Below are 24220 nucleotides of genomic sequence, written 5' to 3' on the forward strand. Positions count from 1 at the left end.
CTTTAATTAGGGTGGTACCGCGAGACAGCCTTCTCGTCCCTTGATGGGAGAGAGGGCTGTTTTTTTATTATTTCTGGTTGAGTTTAAGGGGGAGACACACATGGAATCGTGGATACGACAGTTGACGGATGAGCAAAAACGAGAGCTGGACCGGCAGCTGAACATCATTCGCAGAGGAACGGCGGACATCGTTCCGGAAGAAGCGTTGGCGCAAAAAATCGCGTCGTCGATCGTTACGGGAAAACCGCTGAAAGTGAAGCTCGGGCTGGATCCGTCCGCCCCGGACATCCATATCGGTCACACCGTCGTCCTGCACAAGCTGAGGCAGTTTCAGGATTTGGGACATGAGGTTCAGCTGATCATCGGCGACTTTACGGGGAGGATCGGCGATCCGACGGGAAAATCCGAAACGAGGAAGCAACTGACGGAAGAGGATGTCAAACGTAACGCCGCCACGTATGAAAAGCAGCTGTATAAACTTCTTGACCCTCAAAAGACCCAATTTTATTTTAATTCCGCATGGCTTCAAAAGTTGAATTTCGAAGATGCGCTGCAGTTGGCGGGGAAGGTGACGGTGGCGCGCATGCTGGAGCGGGATGATTTTGCGAAACGTTACGCGAATCGTCAGCCCATTCACATCCATGAGTTTTTTTATCCGCTCATGCAAGGGTTCGACTCGGTTTCGCTGGAAAGCGACATCGAGCTCGGAGGCACGGATCAGACGTTTAACATTTTGATGGGGAGGACGCTCCAAAGCGCACTTGGTTGCAGCAGCAGCCAAATCGCCATCCTGATGCCTATTTTGGAAGGGCTTGACGGTTCGCAAAAAATGAGCAAAAGCCTCAGCAATTACATCGGCATCGACGATTCGCCGAATGATATGTTCGGAAAAGCGATGTCGATCCCGGATGAACTCATGTTAAAATACTACGAATTGAGTACGCCGATCTCGAACGGCGACCTGCTTCTGCTGAAGAAAGGGCTTGAAAACGGAGAGATCCATCCCCGCGACGCGAAAGTCCGATTAGCCAAAACGTATGTTCAGATGTACCATGGCGAGCAGGCGGCAGAACAAGCGGAAAGGCATTTTGCCTCCGTATTCCAGCATCGCTCGCTTCCGGAAGATATTGAGGAATTTTCGTTAAGCCGCGAGCATTTGGAGGAAGGAAGCATTCCGGCCGGCAAGCTGCCGGTCGTGCTCGGGTTCGCGGCGTCCAACAGCGAAGCGAGGCGCAGCGTAACGCAAGGCGCGGTCAGAATCAACGGGAAAAAGCTGTCGGACCCGTACGAGCCGATCCGGATCCAACATGGCGACATCGTGCAGTCAGGCAAAAGGAAATTTGTTAAAATCGTGATTGACCAAGGACATTAAAACGTTTTATCGAGGACAGGAAGGGGCCACAATGACCTATACGTTCGAAGATTTGTACGAAGCGGCGGAGATCGATGATTTTACGGCCGTGAAACGGATTTTGCAAGCGGACCCGTCGTTGATTCACGGGAAAGACGAATACGAATTTTCAGTGCTCCATGGCGCCGTTTCGACGGATAACGAGGAAATGGTCGAATATTTGATTCGGCAGGGGGCGGACATCCATGCCAGGAATGAGGATGGGATTACGCCTCTGCATATCGCACTGTATCCCGAAATTGCTTCGCTTCTGGTCCGCCATGGGGCGGACGTCAACGCGGCAGCGGAGGACGGAAGCACGCCGCTCCACACGCAGGTTTCTGACGGCGAGGAAAGGCTGGATGTCATCGAAGCGCTGCTGCGCCTGGGGGCCGACAAAACGCGAAAAAACCGGAGCGGCCAGACCCCGATCGACATCTCCAGAAGCCGCGAAGAACTGGAAATGATAGAATTGTTACGGTAAGCAACTGCCGGCGGATGTACCAACGGAGGGGAAAGCCGAGCGGCTTTCCTCTTCATTTTTGGAATGAGTATATTATTAATTTGAGGAACCGGAGAAACGCATTTCAGTGAAATGAACACCTGAGAGATGATGACAAATGGACTTGGGGTGATTTATGATTAGTTATGACCTAAAAGAAAGGATGTACAACGCCATGAATGAGCAGATCCAGATCGGATATGAGCCTCCTGAAGCGGAGGAATACGTCAATTTGCGGCTAAAGGCCGGCCTCAGCGGCAAGGATATCGAAGCTTCGCGCAGAGGACTGAAAAATTCGCTGTTTGCGGTAACGATTCGGCTTGACGGGGAATTGATCGGCATGGGCAGGGTGATCGGCGACGGCGGATGCATGTTTCATGTCGTGGATATTGCCGTTTCCCCCGAACATCAGGGACAAGGGCTCGGCAAAAAAATCATGTCCGAGGTGACGGCTTACCTGGATCGGCATGCCACGAAAGGGGCTTACGTCAGTCTGATGGCCGATGTTCCGGCAGACCGGTTGTACCGGCAGTTCGGTTTTGAATACGGAGCTCCTGCTTCCGTCGGCATGTACAAAAAATACGATTGACGTGGGAACTGGCCGGTAACGGCGGTTCGGAGATTTTTATTATTATTGACTGAACGATCCGGAAATGATAATATACGTTCATGAAAAGGAAGGAGGTTTGGATTCGCATGTTTTAGACTGAATGGTCCGATAAAAAATCGAATTGCTGGCCGCAGAAGAGGCCTGGAAAAGAGGTATCGTTAGATGGCAAGGAACAAAGAATTCGATACGACCCTTGTCCTGCATAAGGCGATGGAAGTGTTCGGACATTACGGTTATGATGGCACATCGCTCCAAACGCTGCTTGATGAACTGGGCATCGCCCGCCAGAGTCTGTACGACACGTACGGGACGAAAAGGGATTTGTTTATCAAGGCCGCCAAACATTACTTACACGAAAAATCCTCGTCGGTTGTCGCCAAACTGGAGCAAGCGGAATCGGTGAAACAAACGATCAGCGACATTTTTCGGATCATCGTGTCCACGCTTCAGGATGAGGAACGGAAAAAGGAATGCATGATTTTGCACAGCGCGATTGACCAGATCCCCCATGATCCGGAAATGGCGGCGCTGTTCGAGCAAGATCGGACACGGCTTGAAAAAGCTTTTTACGAAGCGCTCGTTCGGGCTCAGAAGCAGGGAGAAGTCGGGGCGGGCAAAGATCTGCATGTGCTGGCGCGGTATTTGTACCATGTCAGGTATTCGATGACGCAAGCGGCGAAGCTGTCCAATAACCCGAAAGAGCTGGAAGAAATCGCAGCCGTCGCGCTGTCGGTTCTCGATTGTTGATGGAGCGTTCGTTGACGCTTCTTCATTTTGATCATTCTAGATTAAATGGTCAAAAATATCTTTGTTCAAATTAGACCGTTTGGTCTGTAAATTGCGAAAAGGAGAGATATCCATGAACAAAAGCAGGCATAAAGGCTTGGCGCTCATTCTTCTTGCCGTTTCCCAATTGATATTGGCGCTGGATTATACCATCGTCTTTGTCGCCATGCCTTCGATTGGAGCGGATTTGGGGTTTTCGGCCAATCATTTGCAGTGGGTGGTTAGCGCATACTCGCTCGTTTTCGGCGGATTTTTGCTGATTGGTGGAAGATTGTCCGACCTGATGGGAAGGCGGCGAATGTTTATCATCGCCATCGCTCTTTTCGGCGCCGGTTCGCTTCTTGGCGGATTGGCGGATTCGCAAGTGGTGCTGATCGCGGCGAGAGGATTGCAAGGCCTGGGCGGGGCGCTGCTGTCGCCTTCCACGTTGTCGCTGATCATGTCCAATTTTGACGAAGGCGCCGAACGTAACCGGGCGATGGGCATTTGGGCGTCGATGGGGGGCGTCGGATTGTCGCTTGGATTGCTTCTTGGCGGAGTTTTGACCAGTTATTTAGGCTGGGAGTTCACGTTTTTCGTGAATGTGCCGATCGCCCTGATCACGCTTATTCTTGCCCCGTTCGTGCTGGCGGAAAACAAAGCGGCTTCTGGACCGAAGCGTTATGACGCCTTGGGAACGATATCGGTGACGGCGGGGATGATCCTTATCGTATATTATTTGATCCAATCCCCGGTCGAAGGATGGCTAAGCCTCGGAACCTTGCCGTTTGGACTGCTCAGCGCGTTATTGCTCGTTTTGTTTGTCGTGATCGAACAGCGCACGGAAGAACCGTTAATCCCGTTCAGGCTGTTCCGCAACCGCAATTTAACCGGAGCGGCGCTCATTGCTGCCCTATTTTCGGCCTCCTTTGGTTCGCTGTATTATTTTCTAACCCTGTATACGCAGGAGGTACTGCACTACTCGGCCATTCAATCCGGGCTCAGCTTCCTGCCGCTGACGATCAGCGCTTTTTTGGGCGGAAGGCTCATTAATAAAATGCTGTCCATAGCAGGCGTGGCCGGTACGGTCGCCATCGGGATGATTCTGGGAGGCAGCGGTTTTTTGGTGCTCACACAGTTATCCGAGAATGGCTCCGCCTGGGGGATCATTCCAGGTACCGTCATCGTCGGGCTGGGCCAAGCGCTCGTATTTACGACCATGTTCATTGCGGGAAGCACGGGCATCGATCCCAAGGAGCAAGGAGTCGCGTCGGCCATCATTTCGACCGGCCAGCAAATAGGCAGTGCGGTAGGTTTGGCCGCCATCATGGCGATCATCTCCGCCAACCACAGATCGGGCCTGAAGTTGGAAGCCTTGGAATCAAGCGATTTGAATCATGCCGTTCATATATCTTTTTTCGCGGCCTCCGTCACGACGCTGCTGGGCGTAGCCGTTACTTTTATCACCCTCAAACGAAAAAAACAGCCATCCAAGATGGAGAAAAAAGAGATGGCTTCGCATTTACATTTTAGACCAATCAATCTGAAAAGGGGAAACAGACATGAACAATGACAGCAAAATTTTAATAACAGGCGCGAGCGGCAAAACGGGTAGCCGCATTACGAAACGGCTTATCGAGTTAGGATACGGCGTTCGAACCGCGAGCCGGGGGCAAACGGCTACACTCGGGGCAGGCGAGCAAGTGACATTTGACTGGTTCGACGAATCAACGCATGCACCCGCTTTAAAAAACGTCGATAAGCTGTATTTGGTCAGTCCGGTTGGGATGATGGATCCTTCACCAATCGTGCTTCCTTTTCTGGAAAAAGCTTTAAGGGAAGGCGTACGCAGGGTCGTTTTTCTCGGCAGCGCTTCGATCCCCGAAGGCGGCCCGGTTTTTGGCAAGATACATCAGGCCATACGCCAGCGCGTTCCGGAATGGTCGGTGCTGCGACCGTCCTATTTCATGCAAAATTTCACCGAAGGCCATCATGGGGCCCAAATCATCCGTGAAGGGACCATGATCACCGCCACCGGGTCGGGCAGAGTCGGGTTCGTGGACGCCGACGATATTGCAGAAGTGGGGGTGAGGGCTTTGATCGATCATCAGCCCCACAACACCGATCATATCATCACGGGTCCGCATTCCCTGACCTACGCGGAAGCAGGTGAAATCATCGGCGCGTCGGCCGGCCGGACGGTCCGTCATATGCATGTAAGCACGGAGGAGCTGGCGAACCGGTTGACGTCTTTTGGCATGGCGGAAGATTATGCCCGGTTTCTTGCCGGAATGGATGAAGACATCAAGCTCCATGGCAAGGAGGATTTGGCAACCGATACGGTCGAGCGCATCACCGGACGCCCTCCAAAGTCGCTGGAACAGTTTGCCCGCGAGCATGCTTCCGTTTGGAAACCGTAATACAACAAAAAACCGCGGATACCGCGGTTTTTTGCCTTTTTGGGCAGGACGGCATTAGCCTGAAAAAATAATATATCTTCATCGGCATCTCATATCTCGGCGATTTTGGGTAAAAATGTTAAGGCATAGGGGGTTCCCGGGCAAAACCAAAAAAACGCAAAGGTGTGTGACATCGATGAACAAAAGAATCGTCTCTCTGTGCCTTGCAGCCGTGCTCATGACAAGCGGTTGCGACCGTGGTGCCAACGGCCATGCGGAAACCGCCGCGGAAAGGGAAAATGCGGAAATGGGCATGATGAGCATGCATCATCACTCCGATTCGGGAGAAGTACCGAAAGGGTTAAAAGAAGCCGAACATCCGACATACCATGTGGGAGATACCGTGGTCATCCACGCGAAACATATGGCTGGCATGGACGGGGCCACGGGAAAAGTGGTCGGCGCTTATGATACCGTAGCCTATTCCGTTACGTACACCCCGACGGACGGAGGCAGCCCTGTGCGCAACCATAAGTGGGTCATTCAGGAAGAAATCAAGGATGCAGGCAATCAACCCTTGGAGCCAGGACAGAACGTAATATTGGAAGCCGATCATATGGAAGGCATGATGGGGGCTCAGGCCACGATCGAAACGGCCGACCGGACGACGGTATATATGGTGGATTACATCCCGACAAACGGGGGAACCCCGGTAACAAACCATAAATGGGTCGTGGAAAGGGAGCTTTCCGAAAGATTATATAAAAGATAACTCCCCGTACCCGGACCAATCAGCCTCTTTCGTCCTATTTCCCCGGAGCGGCTGCCGATGACGATGCCCGTTTCTCCATCTTCCACTTGCGTAAAACAAGGCGCCCATCGAAAGATGGACGCCTGATTTGCATTTGGACACACGACTTTTTATGGCTTTATGTGGTTTTGTTTCCGGTTTTCCGATGGCGCCGCAGCAGCGGATAAAACAGAATGCCGCTGACGATCAGCGCAACTCCGAGCAGGAACGTCTTGAGATCCGCCGTCCCCGCGATGATCACCCACAGCGAATAGATCGCCGCCAATCCGGCAATGATTCCCTCGCTTACGCGCTCCTTCCGCAGCGTGTAGGTTTCGCCGGTCCAGATCAGCTTCAGGTGATAAAGCGAAGCGATCAGGTAAGGCACCAAATAAGCGAGCGTAGCGATATAGATGATAAAATCGAATGCGGCCGAAATGGAGCCGGAAACCGTGGACAGCAGCAAAATCTGGCCGAGCGCGTTGGAGACCCAGAGGGAAACCTTAGGCATGCCTTTGTCGTTTTCCTTGGAAAACGACGGGAGGAACACGCCCAGCTTGGCCGCTTGAAAAGGCACCTCGGCGCTGAGCAGCACCCAGCCGATCGTGGAGCCGAGCAAACTGATCAGCCCAAGACCCGCCAAAAGCTTGCCCCCGATCGGGCCCGTCACGGCGGAAATGCCGTCGACTAACGGATTCTGGGAAGCCATCAGCTGCTCCTGCGTCAAGAGGCCCATCGTCAGCATGCTGATGCCGACATACAGCACGATCGAAATCAGCAGCCCCGCGATGGTCGCGCGGCGGATATCCTGCTTCCGGCGGGCGCGGGCGGCAAAGACCATCGCGGATTCGACGCCGATGAAAGCCCACAGCGTCGCGACCGCAGCCGCATTCACCTGGGAAAGCAGGCCGAGCGTCTCGCCGCCGTCGTTGGTGCGCGGAGCCAGAAACGGCCCGATGTTGCTTTGCTGGAACGCGAATAACGCAATCACGATGAACAGGACAAAGCCGATGACCTTGGTTGCCGTCGCGATGAAATTGAGGCGTCCTGCGCCTTTCATTCCTTTCAGGCAGATGGCATGCGTCCCCCACAGCAGCAAAGAGCAGACGAGGAACGTCAGGACATTGCCTGCTTTTAACGTAAAACCTCCGAAATCCACCCAAACCTTGCCGCTCGTAAGCATCGGGAAAAAGGCGGAAAGGTAGCTGGCGAACGTCGTGATCACCGCCACAAAACCCGCAATATTGCCGACCCAATATCCCCAAGTGGACATAAACCCGGCAATAAGCGAGCCTGGCGAGCCTTCGCGGAAAAGTTCCTTCGCATAAATTTGCGGACCGCCGCTGAGTTCAGGTTTGCGGACGGCAAGGCTTCCGAAGACAAGCGCGAGCGTAAGCACGCCCAGCCCGGTAGCAATCCAGGCCAGAATGACGCCCGCAGGGCTTGCCGCTGCCGACAGGGAGCGGGGAAGCATGAAAATTCCGGAACCGACCATGTTGCCGACGACAAGTGCGGTCAGGATCCAGAAGCCCAATTTGTGTCTGGTCATGATGACAAACTCCTTTAGTCGAATGATGAAGTCGCAAGTTAAATGAATAAAAAACACTGACAGGTATTAATCATACACTTTCTTCTGGTAAAGCACCAGAGTAAATTTCAGGAGAGAGCTTTTTTCGGTTTGATATTTTTGTTAAACGTTTCGGCAGACTCCGCGACGGGGAAGAATAGAAGAGACGGAAAAAAGCGAGATGGGGTGTGTGGCAATGAGAGAAATTCGTGAGATCGGCGGAGGATTCGTCCTGGCGGAGGATGGACGGGAGGTCGCGGAAATCACTTTCCAGCCGGTGGATGAACATACGATCATGATTGACCATACGTTCGTTTCGGAAGAGCTAAGGGGCCAGAAAATCGGCGATCAGCTGGTGAAGGCCGTCGTGGATCTGGCACGCAAGGAAGGCAAGAAGATCGTTCCCGCATGTTCGTTCGCATTGGTCCAATTTAAACGGCATAAGGATTACCAGGATGTGTGGCAGCAGGGCGAAGAAGAATAGGTCATGATGGAGGACACTCGTCAATGAACAAAAAAATTTTGATCACCGGAGCCGCCGGGCGGATCGGGAGCTGTTTGGCCGAAGGCTTGCGGGCCGCCGGGCGGTACGACGTCATCGCTACCGACATCGCTCCCGATCCGGACCGCGGCATCGAAAAGCTGGACGTCACGGACGCGCAAGCCGTCGAAACAGCGCTGCAGGGCGTGGATACGGTGCTTCATTTCGGCTGGGCGAAGGATGAGGACGATTTCCTCGGCAAGGTGCTCCCCGTTAACGTGACCGGAGCCTATCATGTATACGAAGGCGCCCGCAAAGGGGGCGTCTCGCGGGTGATCTTCGCCAGTTCGAACCACGCGACGGGTTTTTACCGGGTAGGCGAACAAGTGACCCCCAAGGACCACCGCCCCGACAGTTTTTATGGACTAAGCAAAAGCTATATTGAACTGCTGGGCCGGTTATATTCGGATCAATACGGGATCTCTTCCTTCAACATCCGGATCGGCAACTTTCCGGGCGACGACCGTCCGCATTCTGAACGGGCCGCGCATATCTGGATTTCTCGCCGCGATATGGTGCACCTGGTGATGTGCTGCATTGAGGCCGACCCCTCATTGACGTATCTCACCTTATACGGGACATCGGCCAATGCAGACAATTACTACGACATCGGGTATCTGAGCGAGCTGATCGGCTACCGGCCAAGGGATGATGCGGCAGAGGTGTTGGCGAGCCAAAAATACGGAGGAGAAGACATCCGGCATGATCTCGGCGAGTTTCAAGGCGGTCCGGGGGTCCGGAAGGCGGGGCGGAGAGAACGGGAGCCGCAGTGAAGCCGTCGTGGTGAAGCGACGATGATGTCTTTAGCCGAAGACCAAGCGAAATTTTGGCCGCTGAAAATCATGGAGCTTTGAAACCATTCCTGCATTGATCCGTAACATGCGTTAAGACGTGAAATTTGTAAATGGATCCCAAGGAGGAATTCAATATGAATTGCCCGATTTGCGAAGGTTCTCGCATGAAGGAAGTGGAGAAGGACGGTATCCTGATCGACATTTGCCCGAACTGCAAAGGGGTGTGGTTGGATCGGGGGGAACTGGACAAGCTGATGGCGAACGTCCGGGAAGAGCGTCCGAAATATAACGAATGGTATTACGGGGATTCCGATGAGCATCGCGTTCCCAGGGGACACCAGCCAAGCGGACAGCATTACCCGCCGCCGAAGCAGCACGACTCCGGATATGACAAGCACGGCCATTCCTCGTACCCTTACAAGAAAAAGAAAAAAAGCGTGCTGGACGTGTTCGGGGACTTGTTCGACTGATTCTAACCATGGGACGCCAAGACATGCATATGCGATATACGAAAATGAAAGCCTGGCTTATCTTAGGATAAATGCCGGGCTTTTTGCGTTGGATCCGGCCAACGATTGATGGTCCGGATTCGCCGGCGCTGTGCTTTCGAAACGCGTTCGTTTCCTTGGATAAAAAGTCAAAATTGTGCACATCACTGAACAAATTCACACGCCTGGCGAGCCCTTGAATCCGATATGATGGTTCTAAAATCGTAAACCAATCAGGATAGGGGATGTATCATATGTGGACCCAAGCGATTGAGGATGCCGTGGCCAAAACGTTAAAAAATATCGACCGGTTCGGACCGAAATTCCCTCATGTAAGCCGAAACGGAACGTACGAGCTTAATGATAACGACGACTGGACCGACGGATTTTGGTCGGGGATGCTGTGGCTGTGTTACGAATATTCCGGAGACGAGCGGTTCCGCCAGGCCGCCGAAGCGACGGTCGCGAGCTTTCGCAAACGTCTGGAGGACCATGTGGTGCTGGATCATCATGATATCGGGTTTTTGTATTCGTTATCGGCCAAAGCCCAGTGGATCATCTTGAAGGACGAATCCGCCCGGCAGTTAACCCTGCAAGCGGCGGAAGTGCTGATGAAGCGGTGGCGGGAACCCGGCGGTTACATCCAGGCATGGGGCAGGAAGGACGACGCCAAGGAAGCGGGACGGATCATCATCGACTGTTTGCTGAACCTTCCGCTATTGTATTGGGCAAGCGAACAAACGGGCGACCCGGTTTATCGGGACGCTGCGGCCGCGCAGGCGGAGAAATCCAGGCGGTATCTTGTCAGGGGCGATGACAGTTCGTATCATACATTCTTTTTTAACCCGGAGACGGGGGAACCCATTGGAGGGGCGACGCATCAAGGGTATTCGAACGGTTCTACCTGGACCCGAGGTCAGGCCTGGGGCATCTACGGATTCGCGTTATCTTACCGGTATACCCAAAACCCGCGGTTCCTGGAAACTTCAAAACGCCTTGCCCGTTATTTCCTGGAACATCTGCCTGAGGATCATGTCGCTTATTGGGATTTTAACGCACCTGTAAAAGCCGACACCTACCGGGACAGCTCGGCGTCCGCCATCGCGGCCGCAGGCCTGCTGGAGCTGATCTCCCATCTGGATGCACAGGACCCGGACCGGAGCTATTTTCAGGACATGCTCATCAAATCGATGACAAGCCTGGTCGAGCGGTATGCCACCATCGGGGATGAAGACGCGGAGGGGCTGCTGAAGCACGGATCGTATCACGTCAACGGAGGCATCTCTCCCGACGATTACATGATTTGGGGCGATTATTATTACCTGGAGGCGCTCATGCGATTGGAGAAGGGAATCTCGGGATATTGGCATGAACGCAAATGACCGGGATTCGACAAAAAGGAATGACAACTTGTCCGAGACGAGATACGATACGGGTAGCATGATCATCTTAGAAGCATGAAAGAGGCGAAAGTCACCCATGTTCAAGCTGAACTATTACCGCAGAATCCAGCTGTCATTCCTGTTGTTCATTATCGTGCCAATCATCACCGTTTCAGTGATTTCCTTTGCGCTCATCAAAGAAACGATGGTAGAGAAGCTGCAATTGACGAACGACAATTTTTTGAAGGTCATGACCGACGAAATCGGCAAAACCATAGACGACGCATCGTTTGCCTCCCATTTCATGGTGAACGATACAAGCTTCAAAAAATACCTGAAAAACTTCGCCGATACGGACCGTCTTCGTTCTTACGACGATTACACCAACTTCACCGAGATTAAAGGCGTCTTTTCCCTGATCACGTCCAAGCCTTTGAACAACAACACCCGGATGTATCTGGTAAACCGTAAGCGCTTTATCATTCCTTCGAGCGAAGACGATATGACAAGCGTCAACAAGCACTTGGACGAACTGTACGGCAAAATCGATTTCAACCAGCCGGAAACGTTGCAGTGGCTCGGCATGGTGAGGGACAACCCCGGCAAAGCCGGAACCTATTACATCGCCAGGGTCATCCACGACAAACACGAGAAGCAGTATTTATCGGTTCTTCTGATCGGGATTTCCCAATCGTATTTCGAAAAGCTTCTCAAGCCGGTCGAGTTCGGCAAGGTGGCCTTGTTTGATGCAAAACAGAACCGCATAGCCGGAAGCGCGGATCTTTCCGCGCCCGATCCGGCAGCCCCTCCGTCCAACCTGCGCTCGGAAGTGACGCTCGACAAAGCGGATTGGACCTTGGTTTATGAGGCCAGCAAAGAGGCGTTTACCGGGAAAATTTCGCGGACCTTTTACGCGGGGATCGGGGGCGTCGTTTTGTTTTTCGTCATTTTTTCGATTTCGTCGATGTTTATCGCCAAAAGGCTGCACAGGCCGATCCAAAAGCTGCAGCGCGTCGTCCGGCAGTTCGGCATGGGAAATTTGGACGCCAGGCTGGAAGTGAAGGGAAGGGACGACATCGCCGAGCTGAGCCGCACGCTGAATACGATGCTCGATCAGCTTCAGGGACTGATTCACGATATCGAACAAGAGCAGGAGCAAAAGCGGGTCATGGAGCTGGAGGCGCTGTTCATGCAGATTCGCCCGCATTTTCTGATCAATACGCTCAATTCGGTCAAGTGCAGCCTGATCCTGCAGCAAGATCATCTGCACAGCGGCATTATCGATTCCTTGATGAGCCTGCTCCGCGCGTACATGAAATTTAACGAACCGGCGACGCTGCAGGAAGAATGCGAATTGATGCGCCATTACGTCGATATCATGAAAATCCGGAACGACATCCCGGTGCAGCTTACGATCGAGTTGGAACCCGGTTTAGCGTCTTGGGCCATGCCCAAGCTGATGCTGCAGCCTTTGATCGAAAATGCGATCGTGCACGGACTGATGGATCATCCGGATGCCTGCATTCGGATCCGCGCCCAACGAAAACAGGGATTCGTCACGATCGAAATCGAGGATAACGGCGACGGCATCGAAGAAGAACGGCTCTTGATGGTGAACGATCGGCTGCAAATCCCCGATTCCGGCCCGGATACCCCTTATGACAGGGTGGGGCTGATCAACGTGGCCCAGCGGCTCCGGTTATCCTTCGGTTCGGAGGCGGGAATCGCGCTGGTTCCGAACAAGCGGCGGGGGATCACCGCCGTGCTGCGAATTCCGGATCGGGATACCTGCAATACTCTTCCAGGGAGGTATGTTATCTGATGTTTAAAGTCATGTTGATCGACGATGACGTTCCGATGCTGAAGGTGCTGAGGCAAATGATCGATTGGGATGCGCTCCAACTCCATATCGTCGGTTCGACCTATTCGAGCGCCAAAGCGCTGCATATGTTCCAGGAGACTTGGCCGGACATTGTCGTAACCGACATCGGACTCCCGCAAAAAAACGGGATTGAGCTCGCCGAAGCCTTCCGCGGCATGAAACCCGACACCCGTGTCATTTTCTTGACCTGCCATGAAGATTTTCATTATGCCCAGCAGGCAATCAAGCTGAACGCGGACGATTACCTGCTTAAGGATCAGTTGACCGCGGCGCAGCTGGAGCAAAGTTTGCAAAAATCGATCCGGCTCCTCCGCTCCAAAGGAACTCCTTTGGTTCAGAGAAGCTCCAATTATAACAGCGATTTGTTCAAGCAGGGTCTCATCCAACGGGTGCTGGACGGAGCGCATCCCGAAACGACGCGCGAGTACGCGGCCGGGCTCGGGATTTCATGGCAATATCCTTGGTTCATGATGGGGATCGCGCATTTGCATTATGCGACCTTTGAAAGGCTGTACGTGCAAGGCAACGTCCCGTTGATCGCTTACGCCGTATACAATATCGCCGTCGAGCTCGCTTCCTCGTACGAAGGGATTACGCCGTTCATGGAGCAGGATCATTTAATCATTTTATATAATTACAGGTTGAATTTGGCCGGCAACGCCTACTCCCATTTTCGGGATTATTTGCGGGAGCTGCGGTCCCGAACGGAGCAATTCTTGAAATTGCGGTTAAACGTCTCGGCCGTGACGGACAAAATGGAGCTTGCGGCCCTGGGTTCCTGCTATCATCAGATGATTCGGCATAAATACGAGTTTTACGAGAATGGTGATTTTACGGCTGCCGACATGCAGCTTCTCGTTCAAAACGTGTTTTTGCCTTTGCCGCAAGGGACGTTGGACGGAATGAAAGCGGAGCTTGAGCGTGCGGTGTTGGGAAACGATCTCTCCGCCATTTGCGAGTTGGCCGCTTCCATCGGGCATATGGCTAAAGAGAAGCGTTTTGAACCGGCCGAGTTCATTCAGGAAATTACGATGCTGCTGCGCCGCATGGACGTCATCTTTGCGGGGAAAAAGACGGACGAGACAAGATACGTTTACCTCCGTGCGGCGAGAACCTTGGACGATTGCATGGAGCTTGCGGAAAGGCAGCTTGCGCATATCGCGCAGCATCAGCAGAAGGGAGCGGCCCGGGCCATCCAAGAGCCGAAGCTGCAGGTGATTCAGCAATTTATCGACCAGCACCTGGCCGACAATATCACTTCGATCGACATCGCCCGGTATTTATATTTGAATTCCAGTTATTTTTCCCGCTATTCAAGCGGCTCACCGGCGTCAATTTTACGGATTACGTCCATCAATACAAAATGGGCATCGCGGCCAAAATGATGAAAAGCTCCGCGCAGACCTTGGAATCGCTCGCCATGGGGCTGGGCTATTCCGATCGCACTTACTTTTCCAAAGTGTTCAAGAAATACATCGGGATGACGCCCAGCGAATACAAAGCGAAGCATGCCGTAAGCAAAACCGCAAGATGAAGCGCTTGCAGCCACGGCGGCTGGCCAACATCGGCTCCGTGTGGAAAAAGTCAAAATATTACCCATACCAGGTCAGAATCCATCCTTCGAGCAGGATGGATTTTTTTTAAGATATAAGCAAGCTCAAATCTCTGGATTTTGCAAATCGTACACGCGGCCTTGAGGCCAACTAATCATGTTGAGGTGATACAAGTGGAAGCTGCCAAACCAACTCTGAAGGCCGAGAAACATCAGAAAGCCCGCAAATTTTGGACGCCCAAGCGGAAGGAGGCCCTCCTCGGCTGGTTGTTCCTTGCTCCCGAAATCGTCGGGATGCTGCTGCTCAATGTTTTTGCGCTTGGATTTTCCCTGTATTTAAGCTTTACTTCCTGGAACCTTTTGTCCGGGATTTCGGGGATCAAATTCGCGGGGCTCGAAAATTACATTCACATGTTTCAGGATCCGACGATCCTGAAGGCGCTGAAAAACAATTTGATTTATACCGTCCTGACGGTTCCGGTTCCGATCGCGATCGCGCTCGTGCTCGCCGTTTTGATCCATAACAAGGTGTTCTGGAAGGACTATTTTAAGGTCGTGTTTTTTATACCGTATATCTCGTCCATCATTGCCGTTGCGGCGGTATGGAGCGCATTGTTCCATCCTTCCTTGGGGCCGGTGAACCAGTTCCTGATGGACCTGGGCATCTCCAACCCGCCGAAATGGCTCGTGGATCCCAAAACGTCGCTCATTTCGATCGCCATCATCAGCTCCTGGGCCGGACTCGGATATACGATCATCATTTATCTGGCCGGACTTACGAACATATCGAGCGAACTGTATGAAGCCGCGGAAATCGATGGCGCTACGGCCCTGACGAAATTTGTTAAAATTACGGTTCCGCTGCTTCGCCCGACAACCTTTTTCCTGCTCATCACGATGCTGATCGGCTCCTTTAAAGTGTTCGATATCATTTCCTACCTGACGGAAGGAGGGCCGGACAATTCCTCGACGGTCATCGTGTTCCGGATCTACGAGGAAGGGTTCGTGAACTACAACATGGGTTATGCCTCCGCGATTTCCTGGCTGCTGTTCGCCATCATTGCGGTCATTACGGCGGCAACCTGGAAATTGAGAAAAGAAGAGTAGAAGGAGGAGAGGACGACCATGCCGTTTATTCGCAGAAATATTTCAAAGCTCATTACGACGGTGCTAATGGGGGCTTTATCCGTATTTTTCCTGATTCCGTTCGTGTGGATGGTCTCGTCGGCGTTTAAATTCGAAAAGGACGTCATGCGTTTTCCCATTGAGTGGATTCCTAAATCGATAAATGTGGTGTACAATTTCAAAGCGGTTTGGATGGGGAAAGTCCCCTTCCTGCACATTTATTTCAACTCGATCAAGGTTGCCGTCATCGTTACGTTCATCACCTTGCTCGTGTCGACCATGGCGGCCTATTCGTTCACGAAGCTTAAATTTCGCGGGAGAAACCTGGTGTTTACGGCTCTGCTCGCCTTCATGATCATCCCGGACCAAGCAACGCTGATTCCGCGGTTCATGCTCATCCGCTGGATGGGGCTTTATGATACGCATGTTGCGCTGATTTTCATGAGCATGTTTTCGATTTATTTTACGTTCCTGTTGCGCCAGTTTATGGTGGGGATCAGCGATGAATACATCGAAGCGGCGAAAATCGACGGGGCAGGCCATTTCCGAACCTTCGCGTCGATCATCGTCCCGCTCTGCCGGCCGGTGCTTGCGACCGTGGCCATCATCAAATTCATCTGGTCGTGGAACGACTATCAGAACCCGCTCATCTTTTTGCAGACGAAGGACCTGTATACCATCCCGCTCGGCATGACCTTGTTCCGGGACGATTACACGACCAACGACGCCATCATGATGATGGCCTCGCTTTCCGCGATCGTGCCGCTGTTGATCGTATTCATCATTTTGCAAAAACAGGTCATCAACGGGATCGCCTTGGGCGGGGTCAAGGGCTGACGTTGATCGCGTATGCGGTTTCAAAAAGTCAAAAAAGTGATCGTTATACCTCAAAATTATGCACTTGCGAACCCCGGCCAGTGATTATACTGGGGTTGCAAGGATGAGGAACTTCCATATTTAGGGGGCAGAAAAATGAGAAGGAAAAGCAAACGGAATTTTGTGGCTTCACTTTGCCTGTTGTTGGCAGCGTTTACCGCGCTGAGCGGATGCGGCGGCAATTCCGGTTCGGCCGGCGGCAGCGGGAAATCGTCCGATGGACAAGTCACGATCAAGTACTACAACTGGGACAATGCCGATCAGGAAGCCGCGACGGACGCGATGCTCAAAGAATTCGAAGCGCAAAATCCGAACATCAAAGTAGAGCATGTCGTGCTGGTTCCCGGCAACTCGGTGGAAATGCTGAAAAAACTCGATTTCCTCATATCGTCCGGCGAAGCCGTCGATGTCGTCAACCTGCCGAGCTCAGGCGCCGTGATCGAACGGGCGGCCCGGGGGGCGCTTGCTCCGTTGAATGAATTTTACGACAAAGAAGGATTAAAGCCGGAAGACGAATATTACGTCAATCCGAAGGTAAGCGACAAATATTACGGCATGCAGATGACCGCGGGTTATCAGTTCGTGCTGCTCAACAAAAATGCGTTGGACGAAGCGGGGCTGCCCGTGCCGACCTATGGCTGGACATGGGACGATTTCCGCGATTACGCGAAAAAGCTGACCAAAGGCGAAGGCGTCGACAAACGTTACGGCACGTATTTCCATACGTGGGAGCTGTACATGAACGCACCGGCCCAGACGGTCATGAAAGACCCGTTCCGCTACGATGACGGCACCACCATCCTTTCGGACCCGACGTACAAGTACTTCTTCCAGCTTCGCAAGGACATGGAGAACATCGACAAATCCGCGAAGCCTTACGCCGATACGCTTGCCGCCAAGCTGAACTACCGAAGCGAATTTTTCAGCGGCGATGCCGCGATGCTGCTTTCGGGAAGCTTCATGATCCCGGATCCGGGGAACGTGGAACAGTATCCGCATGATTTCAAAACCGCGTTTGCGCCGGTACCGCTTCCGCCGCAGAATGCTTTGCCTAAAAACTACGAGGGCGGCAAATATTTCGTGGGCGGCGGCCAGCTGGCGATGGGGGCAACATCTAAACATAAAGAAGAAGCCTACAAGCTGATGCGCTTCATGACGACGACGGACTCGGAATCGAGAATGGAGTTCTCCGGCTGGAAAAAATCCGACCAAAACAAAGTGCTTGACCGTCTGGTCGGCAAAAACAAGGACATGTACGACGTGGATTCGTTGAAAAACACGCTGTTTGGTCCGGACATCAAATATTTGGACGCTTCGCCGATCGTGACGACAAGCTCTTCCGATCTGACCAAAGTCATCGATGACGGGTTCAGCAAATTCATGCTGAGCAACGAACCGATTGACGAGGTTCAGAAGTGGATGGTGGAGGAAGCGACCAAAATCATTAACGAAAAAGAAACAAAGTAGCTGGTTTTCGACTAACTCAAGCCAAAAGCAGCAAGCAGCGAAAAAGCCCGCCCGCACGCCAAAGCGTACGAAGCGGGCTTTTTTTCGTTTGTGCGGATCAAATCGCCTGCATCACGAAATAGATCACGAAGAGAAGCGACACGACATAAAAGAGGGGCTTCACTTCGCGCCATTTGCCGACCGCGATATGGAACAGGGCATAGCTGATGAAACCGATCGCAATCCCGTCCACGATGCTGTGCATCAGCGGGATAAACGCGATGATAAAAAACGCGGGAAACCCTTCTTCCAGCCGTTTAAAGGAAATATTGCGGACCGCCGGCATCATCAACCCCCCGATAAAAACGAGGATCGGCGCAACCGCCTGATCCGGGACGAGCATGATGACCGGCATCGCGATCAGTGAGAGCAAAAATAGCGTCCCCGTAACGATTGGGGTCCAGCCGGTTTTTCCTCCGGCGGAAATGCCGGCGGCAGCCTCCACGGTAGAGACCGTCGGGCTTGTGCCGAACAGGCCGCTCAAAAAGACGGTGAACGAAGTCGCCTGGATGGCGCGCTTAAAGCGCTCCTGTTTTCCGCTCATGTTCAACTGGGCGTTAATGAGTCCGACGTTCTCGAACACGATGACAAGCGTCAGCGAAAATACGGCGACGATCAACGTCGTTATTGAGGCGCCTTTCACCGACAGCTGCCCGAACACGTCTCCATAGGTAGACCAGGAGGACCCTCCAACATCCGCCGCCTTCGAAGGCGCGGCTCCGAGCAGATAAGCCAGCACCGTTCCTCCGATGATGGCCAGCAGCAAATTGCCGGGCACGTTGCGCATGTAGAGGATGCACGTCAAGGCCAACGTCGCAAGCGTTACAAGCACGCCCGGATCGGCGAACGATCGCATGGCAATCACCGAGGACGGATCCGAAGCGATCACGCCGCCTTTATGCAATCCGATCAGGACCAGCATGAGGCCGATGCCGACCGAGATGGCTTCCTGAAGCGAGGCCGGAATGGCCGACCGCAGCTTTTCGATGAAAGAGGTCATGCTGATGGCCAAAAAGCAGAGACCGGACATCATGCCGACCGCCAGCGCCTGCTGCCACGTCAACCCCATCCCTTGAACAAGCGTGTAGGTAAACATGGCGTTAATTCCCATCCCGGGTGCGATGATCAAGGGAGCTTTTCCCCAAATGCCCATGACGAAGCACCCGACCGCCGACGCCAGAACCGTGGCGATAATCCCGGCTTCCTGAGGGATGCCGGCATCCGCTAATATCGATGAATTCACAATAATAATGTAGACGATCGCAAAAAAAGATACGACTCCCGCTAACAGCTCCCGCCGCCAAGCGCTCGGGGCAAGGCGGGAAGCCGGACTAGGTGAAGCGTTCTCCTTCGTATGCGACGGTCCATGGTTTTCCTGGTGGACCAACCGAATACCTGCTTTCCATTGTAGCCCCTCACCCAACCCTTTCAATGGTATTGAAAGATATGGCGGCGCAAAACCGCCATGTGCATGATTGTATCACATTTATGTCAGCAATAAGGTAAAAAATATGAAACAAAAGTAAAGAACTTTAAATTGTAAGCGTTTTCTATCGAAATCTATAATGGATTTGCGAAGCATTTATAACATGATTTGGATATTTTCTTGCCCTATGATGCAGATCAAAGTTTTCATTGCCAAAATTCAAGGACGAGGGAGGTGCTTATGGCCATGACGACACGAAAATTAAGCAAATCCAGCGTATGGCTTATCGCCGGAATGACCGTCATTGCCGCCATTGCGTTCATCTTCGTTGAAAGGCCCGTTTTCTCCAAAACCAACCGATCCGACGATCCGATGGCAACCGTAAACGGCGAACCGATCCTCTTAAGCGAGTTTCAAAGAGCCGTACAAGCGAACAAAGCCCGCGTCATCGACTATTTTCACGAAAAATACGGCGCCGGGCAGTCGGCCTCCTTTTGGACCGAGACCTATGGTGGAGAAACGCCGCTTGAGCGTCTGAAGAAGACAGCGCTGGAGGAGAGCGTGAATCTGAAAGTCCAGCAGCTGATCGCCAAAGAACAGGGAGTGCTGACGGATATCCGTTACGACGTTTTTTTGCAAAATTTAGAGGGCGAAAATGAAAGAAGAGCAAAGGCCATCGAAAATCATGAGGTGGTGTTCGGGCCTGCCCAATATACCGAGGATGCTTATTTCGAATATGCGATGATGAATGCGGTATTGTCGGTCAAAAAAAATTGGCGGAACATGACTGGAAACCGGACGAACCGCAGCTGAAACGGTTTTACGAATCGAAAAAAAACGAGCTGTACCAAGCGCCCGAAGCCGTAAAGGTGAGGCAAATATCGATATCTTTTCTTGAAGCGGACGTGCATGCCGATGAACGCCGGAAGGCCCAGGCGAAACGAAAAATCGAGGCAGCGGCGGCGAACATCTCAAACGGCATGGCATTCGAGCAAGCGGCAAAGGAAATCGGTCCAGATGTACAAGTTGCGGAGCAGTCCTATCCCTTGGACGGCTTCAGGCATAACGCCAAAAGTCCGGTCGCTCAGGCGGCTTCGATGCTGCAGGCCGGAGAAATCAGCGGAATCATCGAAGAAAACGGCCGTTTTTACCTGATCCAAAGATTGGAGAACGTGAAGGCTGGCTCCCGGTATTTGTCTTTTGAAGCCGTAAAGGATCAGGTGTTCAAAGATTATATCGATGACCGCTATGCCGGTTACGTTCGTCAACGGATCGCAGATGCGCAGGTTGTCGTCAATGAACGACTGTACAAGACGTTTCGAATGTAAAGCCGATCAGGCATTACATAAACGAGGATTTTTGCAAAATTCTCAAATCAAAAACGGAAAGGAATGTTGCTCATTGAGCCGACGGAGATTCAAAAAAGCAATCGGCATGATTCTGATTTTCACCATGTTTTGTTCGTTGGTGATCGCTTTGCCGCCTGAGGCGAAGGCTGCCGGAACGACGTATTATGTGGATAGTGCAGGAGGTAATGACGGAAATAGTGGCACAAGCGAAAGTTCCGCCTGGAGGTCGCTGGATAAAGTGAATGCAACGACCTTCGCCCCGGGCGACAAAATTTTGTTTAAAGCCGGGGGAAGCTGGAATGGCAGATTATGGCCTAAAGGCTCCGGGGAACATGGGAACCCGATCGTCATCGACATGTACGGCACCGGCAGCAAGCCGTTAATCGCCGGGGTGACGTCCGAACTGGAAGCCGTCTTGTTGAAAAATCAGCAGTATTGGGAAATCAACAACCTCGAGGTGACGAACAGCTCGCCGCTGCCCTTCGACAGGGATTGGCAGAATCCGCGGGGCCAGCGGAGAGGCGTCTATATTTTGAATGAGGAAGCAGGCATATTGAATCATATTTATATCAAAAATTTGAATATCCACGATGTGGACGGTTCTTATACGACCCGTTCCGGAGGAATTATCGTCGACTCGGTCGGATCGAACACCCCAAGTGCTTTTAACGATATTTTGATTGACGGCAACACGCTGACGGATGTGGACGCCTATGGCATATACATCGGCTCCAACTGCATTTTGCGCTACGGCATGGGCGATTTATGGCCTTGGGTGCCGAAGCCTTACGGACCGTGGACGCCTTCCACGAACGTCAAAATATCCAACAACACCGTGCTCCGGGCTGCAACCGGCGGGATCGCATGGAACGTAACCGACGGCGCGATTGTCGAGCGGAATACGGTAGGACAGGCCACGTACTTGGCAACGAATGCTTCGATTTGGTGGGCTTATGCGGACAATAACCTTGTGCAATTCAACGAATCGTTCGCAAGCGTCAACGGCGCCGAGGACGGCCACGGCTTCGACGTGGATGCGGGCAACATCGGTTCGTTGGTCCAATACAATTACAGCCACGACAACGCCGGCGGGTTCATGCTTTTTGTCAACGATACCTATTACACCGTCAACACGATCGTGCGATACAACATCAGCCAAAATGACCGGAAAAGCATCTTCCGTTACAGCGGCTCGATCGATAACGTCTATAATTACAACAATACGGTTTATGTAGGCAAAGCGTCCGGCAACCCGGTCATGAGCGATTATTTCACGAAAGCTTCGGGCACGCCGCGCAACATTAAAAATTATAACAACGTGTATTACAGCGTGGGGGACCGGGGCTGGGATTTGCGGGGCCAGACCTTCGATTACAACGCGTATTACGGAGGGAATACGTTAGTGCAGGCCGATGCGCATAAGGTGACCGCCGATCCGAAATTCGCCGACCCCGGAAGCGGTTCGATCGGCATGAACACCGTCGGCGGATACAAGCTGCAAGCCGACTCCCCGTTGATTGGGGCGGGCATACGGATAAACGACAACGGAGGGCGGGACTATTTCGGCAATCCGCTGTACAACGGGGCTCCCGACATCGGCGCGCACGAATATGAAGGCAGCGTGCCTCCGGCAGGCTCCATGCCGGACCCGATCGATATCGTACGGATCCGTCCGGTCAGCACGCCTGTGGATGACTTGGCACCGCTGGCCGTCGCCAGCACGTCGTTTCATTCTTCCCCTTCCGAGCCGATCGGCAGCATTAACGACAAATATTACGACACGGCTTGGAAATCCGATGATTCACCTGTATTCCCGAATGATATTACGCTGGATTTCGGAAATGAACCCGTTTCCGCCAACCAGTTGAAGTTAAATACGAGAATGGGGAAAGAATCCGGGATCACGGATTTCGATCTGGAATATCATAACGGCTCTTCCTGGGTTCCGATTCGAACGGGTATTCACCTGACGTGGGAGTCGACGACCGGCTATAACGAGATCAAATCCGTGGAGTTCCCATTGACCCGTTTCTCTAAACTGAGATTGAAGGTCCATGACGGGAATCGGCAATCGGGACATCTTTCGCTGAACGAACTTGAATTATACAACAATCCTGATTTATACAAAGACATGGTCACGACGAGTTTTCCGACAGGGGCCGGCGAAATTACGAACATCCTTGACGGCAATTTGAACTCGGCGTGGGGAAGCGCCACCAATATCAGCTTTCCGGGTTACATCACCCTGAATTACGGAGATCGACCGGTACCCGTCAATAAAGTCACGTTGGTCACTTTTTTCGGCATCGGCCAAGGCATTACCGATTTTGACGTGGAATATTATGACGGCAGCCGCTGGCAAACCGCGTTATCCGATGCTTCCGTCGAGTGGAAGCTGAACGACAGCACGAAAGAACGCCAAAGCGTTGCTTTTCCGACGGTTAACGCCTATAAACTTCGGTTGAAGGTGAACGATGGCAACCGGGTGTGGGGCAACATTGCGCTCAATGAGCTGATCGTAGAGCACATTCCTGAACATATTCCCGTCACGGGAATTTCGCTAGATCAGCCCCAGCTTGTGCTTAATCAGTCTTCCGATCGCCGTGTGGAACTGAAGGCAACCGTTACGCCGGAAAACGCGACCAATCCAAAGATCGCTTGGAGCACAAGCGATTCCCGGGTGGCCACGGTGGACGATCAGGGAACGGTGACGGCGGCAGGAGAAGGAACGGCGGTAATCACCGCCCAAACGGATGACGGCCATTTTGAAGCTTCCAGCCGCATCACGGTCGATTGGACGGCACCGGAAATTACGATCCGTTCGGTAACGACTTCCGTATATAACACTGGCATGCTTCAACCGCAATTGGACATTTCGGACCGTCTGACCGGAGTCGACGAGGCGAAAACCGAAGTGCTGCTGGATGGTAACAAATTAGAGACATTAGACGGCGTACCTCTATACTTGTTGGAGCCTGGAGATCATGTATTGACCGTTCAAGCCGCGGATTTGGCGGGGAACGGGGCAGAAAAATCCGTCCATTTTCAGGTGCTGACCAGTTATGAAACGCTCGGGGAGCTGGTCAGGCATTTCGCGAATCGCGGCTGGATCGACAACCAAGGGATCGCAAACAGCCTGCTGAAAAAATTGCAAAAACGGAATGCAAGCAGCTTTATTCAAGAAGTGGAGGCCCAAAAAGGGAAGCATATCTCTGCCGAAGCCGCGGAGTTTTTGCTGCGGGACGCGGGGTGGCTGCTTAACCCATAGCCATTAGC

22 protein-coding genes and 1 other annotated feature (1 of these 23 cut by a window edge) are annotated in these 24220 nt (G+C 52.6%); of the genes, 20 read left to right on the forward strand and 2 right to left on the reverse strand.

What is annotated here, in order from left to right; translation table 11 throughout:
- Positions 1-44: a binding site (T-box leader), on the forward strand; it begins 207 nt to the left of the window's first position.
- A gap of 56 nt (positions 45-100) precedes the next feature.
- The 7 genes from tyrS to MKY58_RS11545 all read left to right on the forward strand — a co-directional run bounded on the left by tyrS (position 101) and on the right by MKY58_RS11545 (position 6438).
- Positions 101-1372: a tyrosine--tRNA ligase gene (gene tyrS / locus MKY58_RS11515; RefSeq protein ID WP_339324636.1), complete on the forward strand. Its 1272-nt coding sequence runs from the start codon at positions 101-103 to the stop codon at positions 1370-1372.
- A gap of 31 nt (positions 1373-1403) precedes the next feature.
- Complete coding sequence (locus MKY58_RS11520) at positions 1404-1874, forward strand: ankyrin repeat domain-containing protein (protein ID WP_339324637.1); 471 nt, start codon at positions 1404-1406, stop codon at positions 1872-1874.
- Positions 1875-2067: 193 nt separating this feature from the next.
- On the forward strand, positions 2068-2481 hold the full coding sequence (locus MKY58_RS11525) for a GNAT family N-acetyltransferase (protein WP_339324638.1): 414 nt from the start codon (positions 2068-2070) through the stop codon (positions 2479-2481).
- Between the two features lie 183 nt (positions 2482-2664).
- Positions 2665-3249 (forward strand): TetR/AcrR family transcriptional regulator, encoded by a 585-nt coding sequence (locus MKY58_RS11530; protein WP_339324639.1) that lies wholly within the window; start codon positions 2665-2667, stop codon positions 3247-3249.
- 112 nt (positions 3250-3361) lie between these two features.
- Entirely contained in the window at positions 3362-4840 is a 1479-nt protein-coding gene (locus MKY58_RS11535; protein WP_339324640.1) for an MFS transporter, read from the forward strand.
- On the forward strand, positions 4830-5687 hold the full coding sequence (locus MKY58_RS11540) for an NAD-dependent epimerase/dehydratase family protein (protein WP_339324641.1): 858 nt from the start codon (positions 4830-4832) through the stop codon (positions 5685-5687). The genes MKY58_RS11535 and MKY58_RS11540 overlap by 11 nt, the downstream gene beginning before the upstream one ends.
- Before the next feature lie 175 nt (positions 5688-5862).
- Positions 5863-6438 (forward strand): YdhK family protein, encoded by a 576-nt coding sequence (locus tag MKY58_RS11545; protein ID WP_339324642.1) that lies wholly within the window; start codon positions 5863-5865, stop codon positions 6436-6438.
- 157 nt (positions 6439-6595) lie between these two features.
- Here the strand turns inward: MKY58_RS11545 and MKY58_RS11550 are convergent, their stop codons facing one another.
- On the reverse strand, positions 6596-8005 hold the full coding sequence (locus MKY58_RS11550; protein ID WP_339324643.1) for an amino acid permease: 1410 nt from the start codon (positions 8003-8005) through the stop codon (positions 6596-6598).
- A gap of 214 nt (positions 8006-8219) precedes the next feature.
- Here MKY58_RS11550 and MKY58_RS11555 point away from each other — a divergent pair, with 214 nt between their 5' ends.
- The 10 genes from MKY58_RS11555 (at position 8220) to MKY58_RS11600 (ending at position 18130) form a co-directional block, all read left to right on the forward strand.
- On the forward strand, positions 8220-8507 hold the full coding sequence (locus MKY58_RS11555) for a GNAT family N-acetyltransferase (RefSeq protein ID WP_339324644.1): 288 nt from the start codon (positions 8220-8222) through the stop codon (positions 8505-8507).
- A 23-nt stretch (positions 8508-8530) separates the two neighbouring features.
- Positions 8531-9337 carry an NAD(P)-dependent oxidoreductase gene (locus MKY58_RS11560; RefSeq protein WP_339324645.1) on the forward strand — a complete coding sequence of 269 codons (807 nt, stop codon included), beginning with the start codon at positions 8531-8533 and terminating at the stop codon, positions 9335-9337.
- A 155-nt stretch (positions 9338-9492) separates the two neighbouring features.
- Entirely contained in the window at positions 9493-9828 is a 336-nt protein-coding gene (locus MKY58_RS11565; RefSeq protein ID WP_339324646.1) for a zf-TFIIB domain-containing protein, read from the forward strand.
- A gap of 272 nt (positions 9829-10100) precedes the next feature.
- Positions 10101-11228, forward strand: a complete 1128-nt coding sequence (locus MKY58_RS11570) for a glycoside hydrolase family 88 protein (RefSeq protein ID WP_339324647.1) — start codon at positions 10101-10103, stop codon at positions 11226-11228.
- A 97-nt stretch (positions 11229-11325) separates the two neighbouring features.
- On the forward strand, positions 11326-13050 hold the full coding sequence (locus MKY58_RS11575; protein WP_339324648.1) for a histidine kinase: 1725 nt from the start codon (positions 11326-11328) through the stop codon (positions 13048-13050).
- Positions 13050-14495, forward strand: coding sequence for a response regulator (locus tag MKY58_RS11580; RefSeq protein WP_339324649.1), 1446 nt, complete (start codon positions 13050-13052; stop codon positions 14493-14495). The genes MKY58_RS11575 and MKY58_RS11580 overlap by 1 nt, the downstream gene beginning before the upstream one ends.
- Complete coding sequence (locus tag MKY58_RS11585; RefSeq protein WP_339324650.1) at positions 14474-14644, forward strand: AraC family transcriptional regulator; 171 nt, start codon at positions 14474-14476, stop codon at positions 14642-14644. Before MKY58_RS11580 ends, MKY58_RS11585 begins: the two co-directional genes overlap by 22 nt.
- Before the next feature lie 186 nt (positions 14645-14830).
- Positions 14831-15769, forward strand: a complete 939-nt coding sequence (locus MKY58_RS11590; protein ID WP_339325126.1) for a sugar ABC transporter permease — start codon at positions 14831-14833, stop codon at positions 15767-15769.
- Positions 15770-15787: 18 nt separating this feature from the next.
- Complete coding sequence (locus MKY58_RS11595) at positions 15788-16624, forward strand: carbohydrate ABC transporter permease (protein WP_212950785.1); 837 nt, start codon at positions 15788-15790, stop codon at positions 16622-16624.
- 135 nt (positions 16625-16759) lie between these two features.
- Positions 16760-18130 carry an extracellular solute-binding protein gene (locus MKY58_RS11600; RefSeq protein WP_339324651.1) on the forward strand — a complete coding sequence of 457 codons (1371 nt, stop codon included), beginning with the start codon at positions 16760-16762 and terminating at the stop codon, positions 18128-18130.
- Between the two features lie 97 nt (positions 18131-18227).
- Here MKY58_RS11600 and MKY58_RS11605 read toward each other — a convergent pair whose 3' ends face one another.
- The gene (locus MKY58_RS11605; protein WP_339324652.1) at positions 18228-19556 is read right to left on the reverse strand and encodes an NCS2 family permease; all 1329 of its coding nucleotides are present in this window, start codon (positions 19554-19556) and stop codon (positions 18228-18230) included.
- 285 nt (positions 19557-19841) lie between these two features.
- Here MKY58_RS11605 and MKY58_RS11610 point away from each other — a divergent pair, with 285 nt between their 5' ends.
- The 3 genes from MKY58_RS11610 to MKY58_RS11620 all read left to right on the forward strand — a co-directional run bounded on the left by MKY58_RS11610 (position 19842) and on the right by MKY58_RS11620 (position 24212).
- On the forward strand, positions 19842-20408 hold the full coding sequence (locus MKY58_RS11610; protein ID WP_339324653.1) for a SurA N-terminal domain-containing protein: 567 nt from the start codon (positions 19842-19844) through the stop codon (positions 20406-20408).
- On the forward strand, positions 20369-20923 hold the full coding sequence (locus MKY58_RS11615; protein ID WP_339324654.1) for a peptidylprolyl isomerase: 555 nt from the start codon (positions 20369-20371) through the stop codon (positions 20921-20923). Before MKY58_RS11610 ends, MKY58_RS11615 begins: the two co-directional genes overlap by 40 nt.
- 73 nt (positions 20924-20996) lie before the next feature.
- Entirely contained in the window at positions 20997-24212 is a 3216-nt protein-coding gene (locus MKY58_RS11620) for a discoidin domain-containing protein (RefSeq protein ID WP_339324655.1), read from the forward strand.
- The last annotated feature ends 8 nt before the right edge of the window (positions 24213-24220 follow it).

Source organism: Paenibacillus sp. FSL W8-0194 (assembly GCF_037969745.1).
In the GTDB taxonomy this organism is placed as follows: Bacteria; Bacillota; Bacilli; order Paenibacillales; family Paenibacillaceae; genus Paenibacillus_AQ; species Paenibacillus_AQ cookii.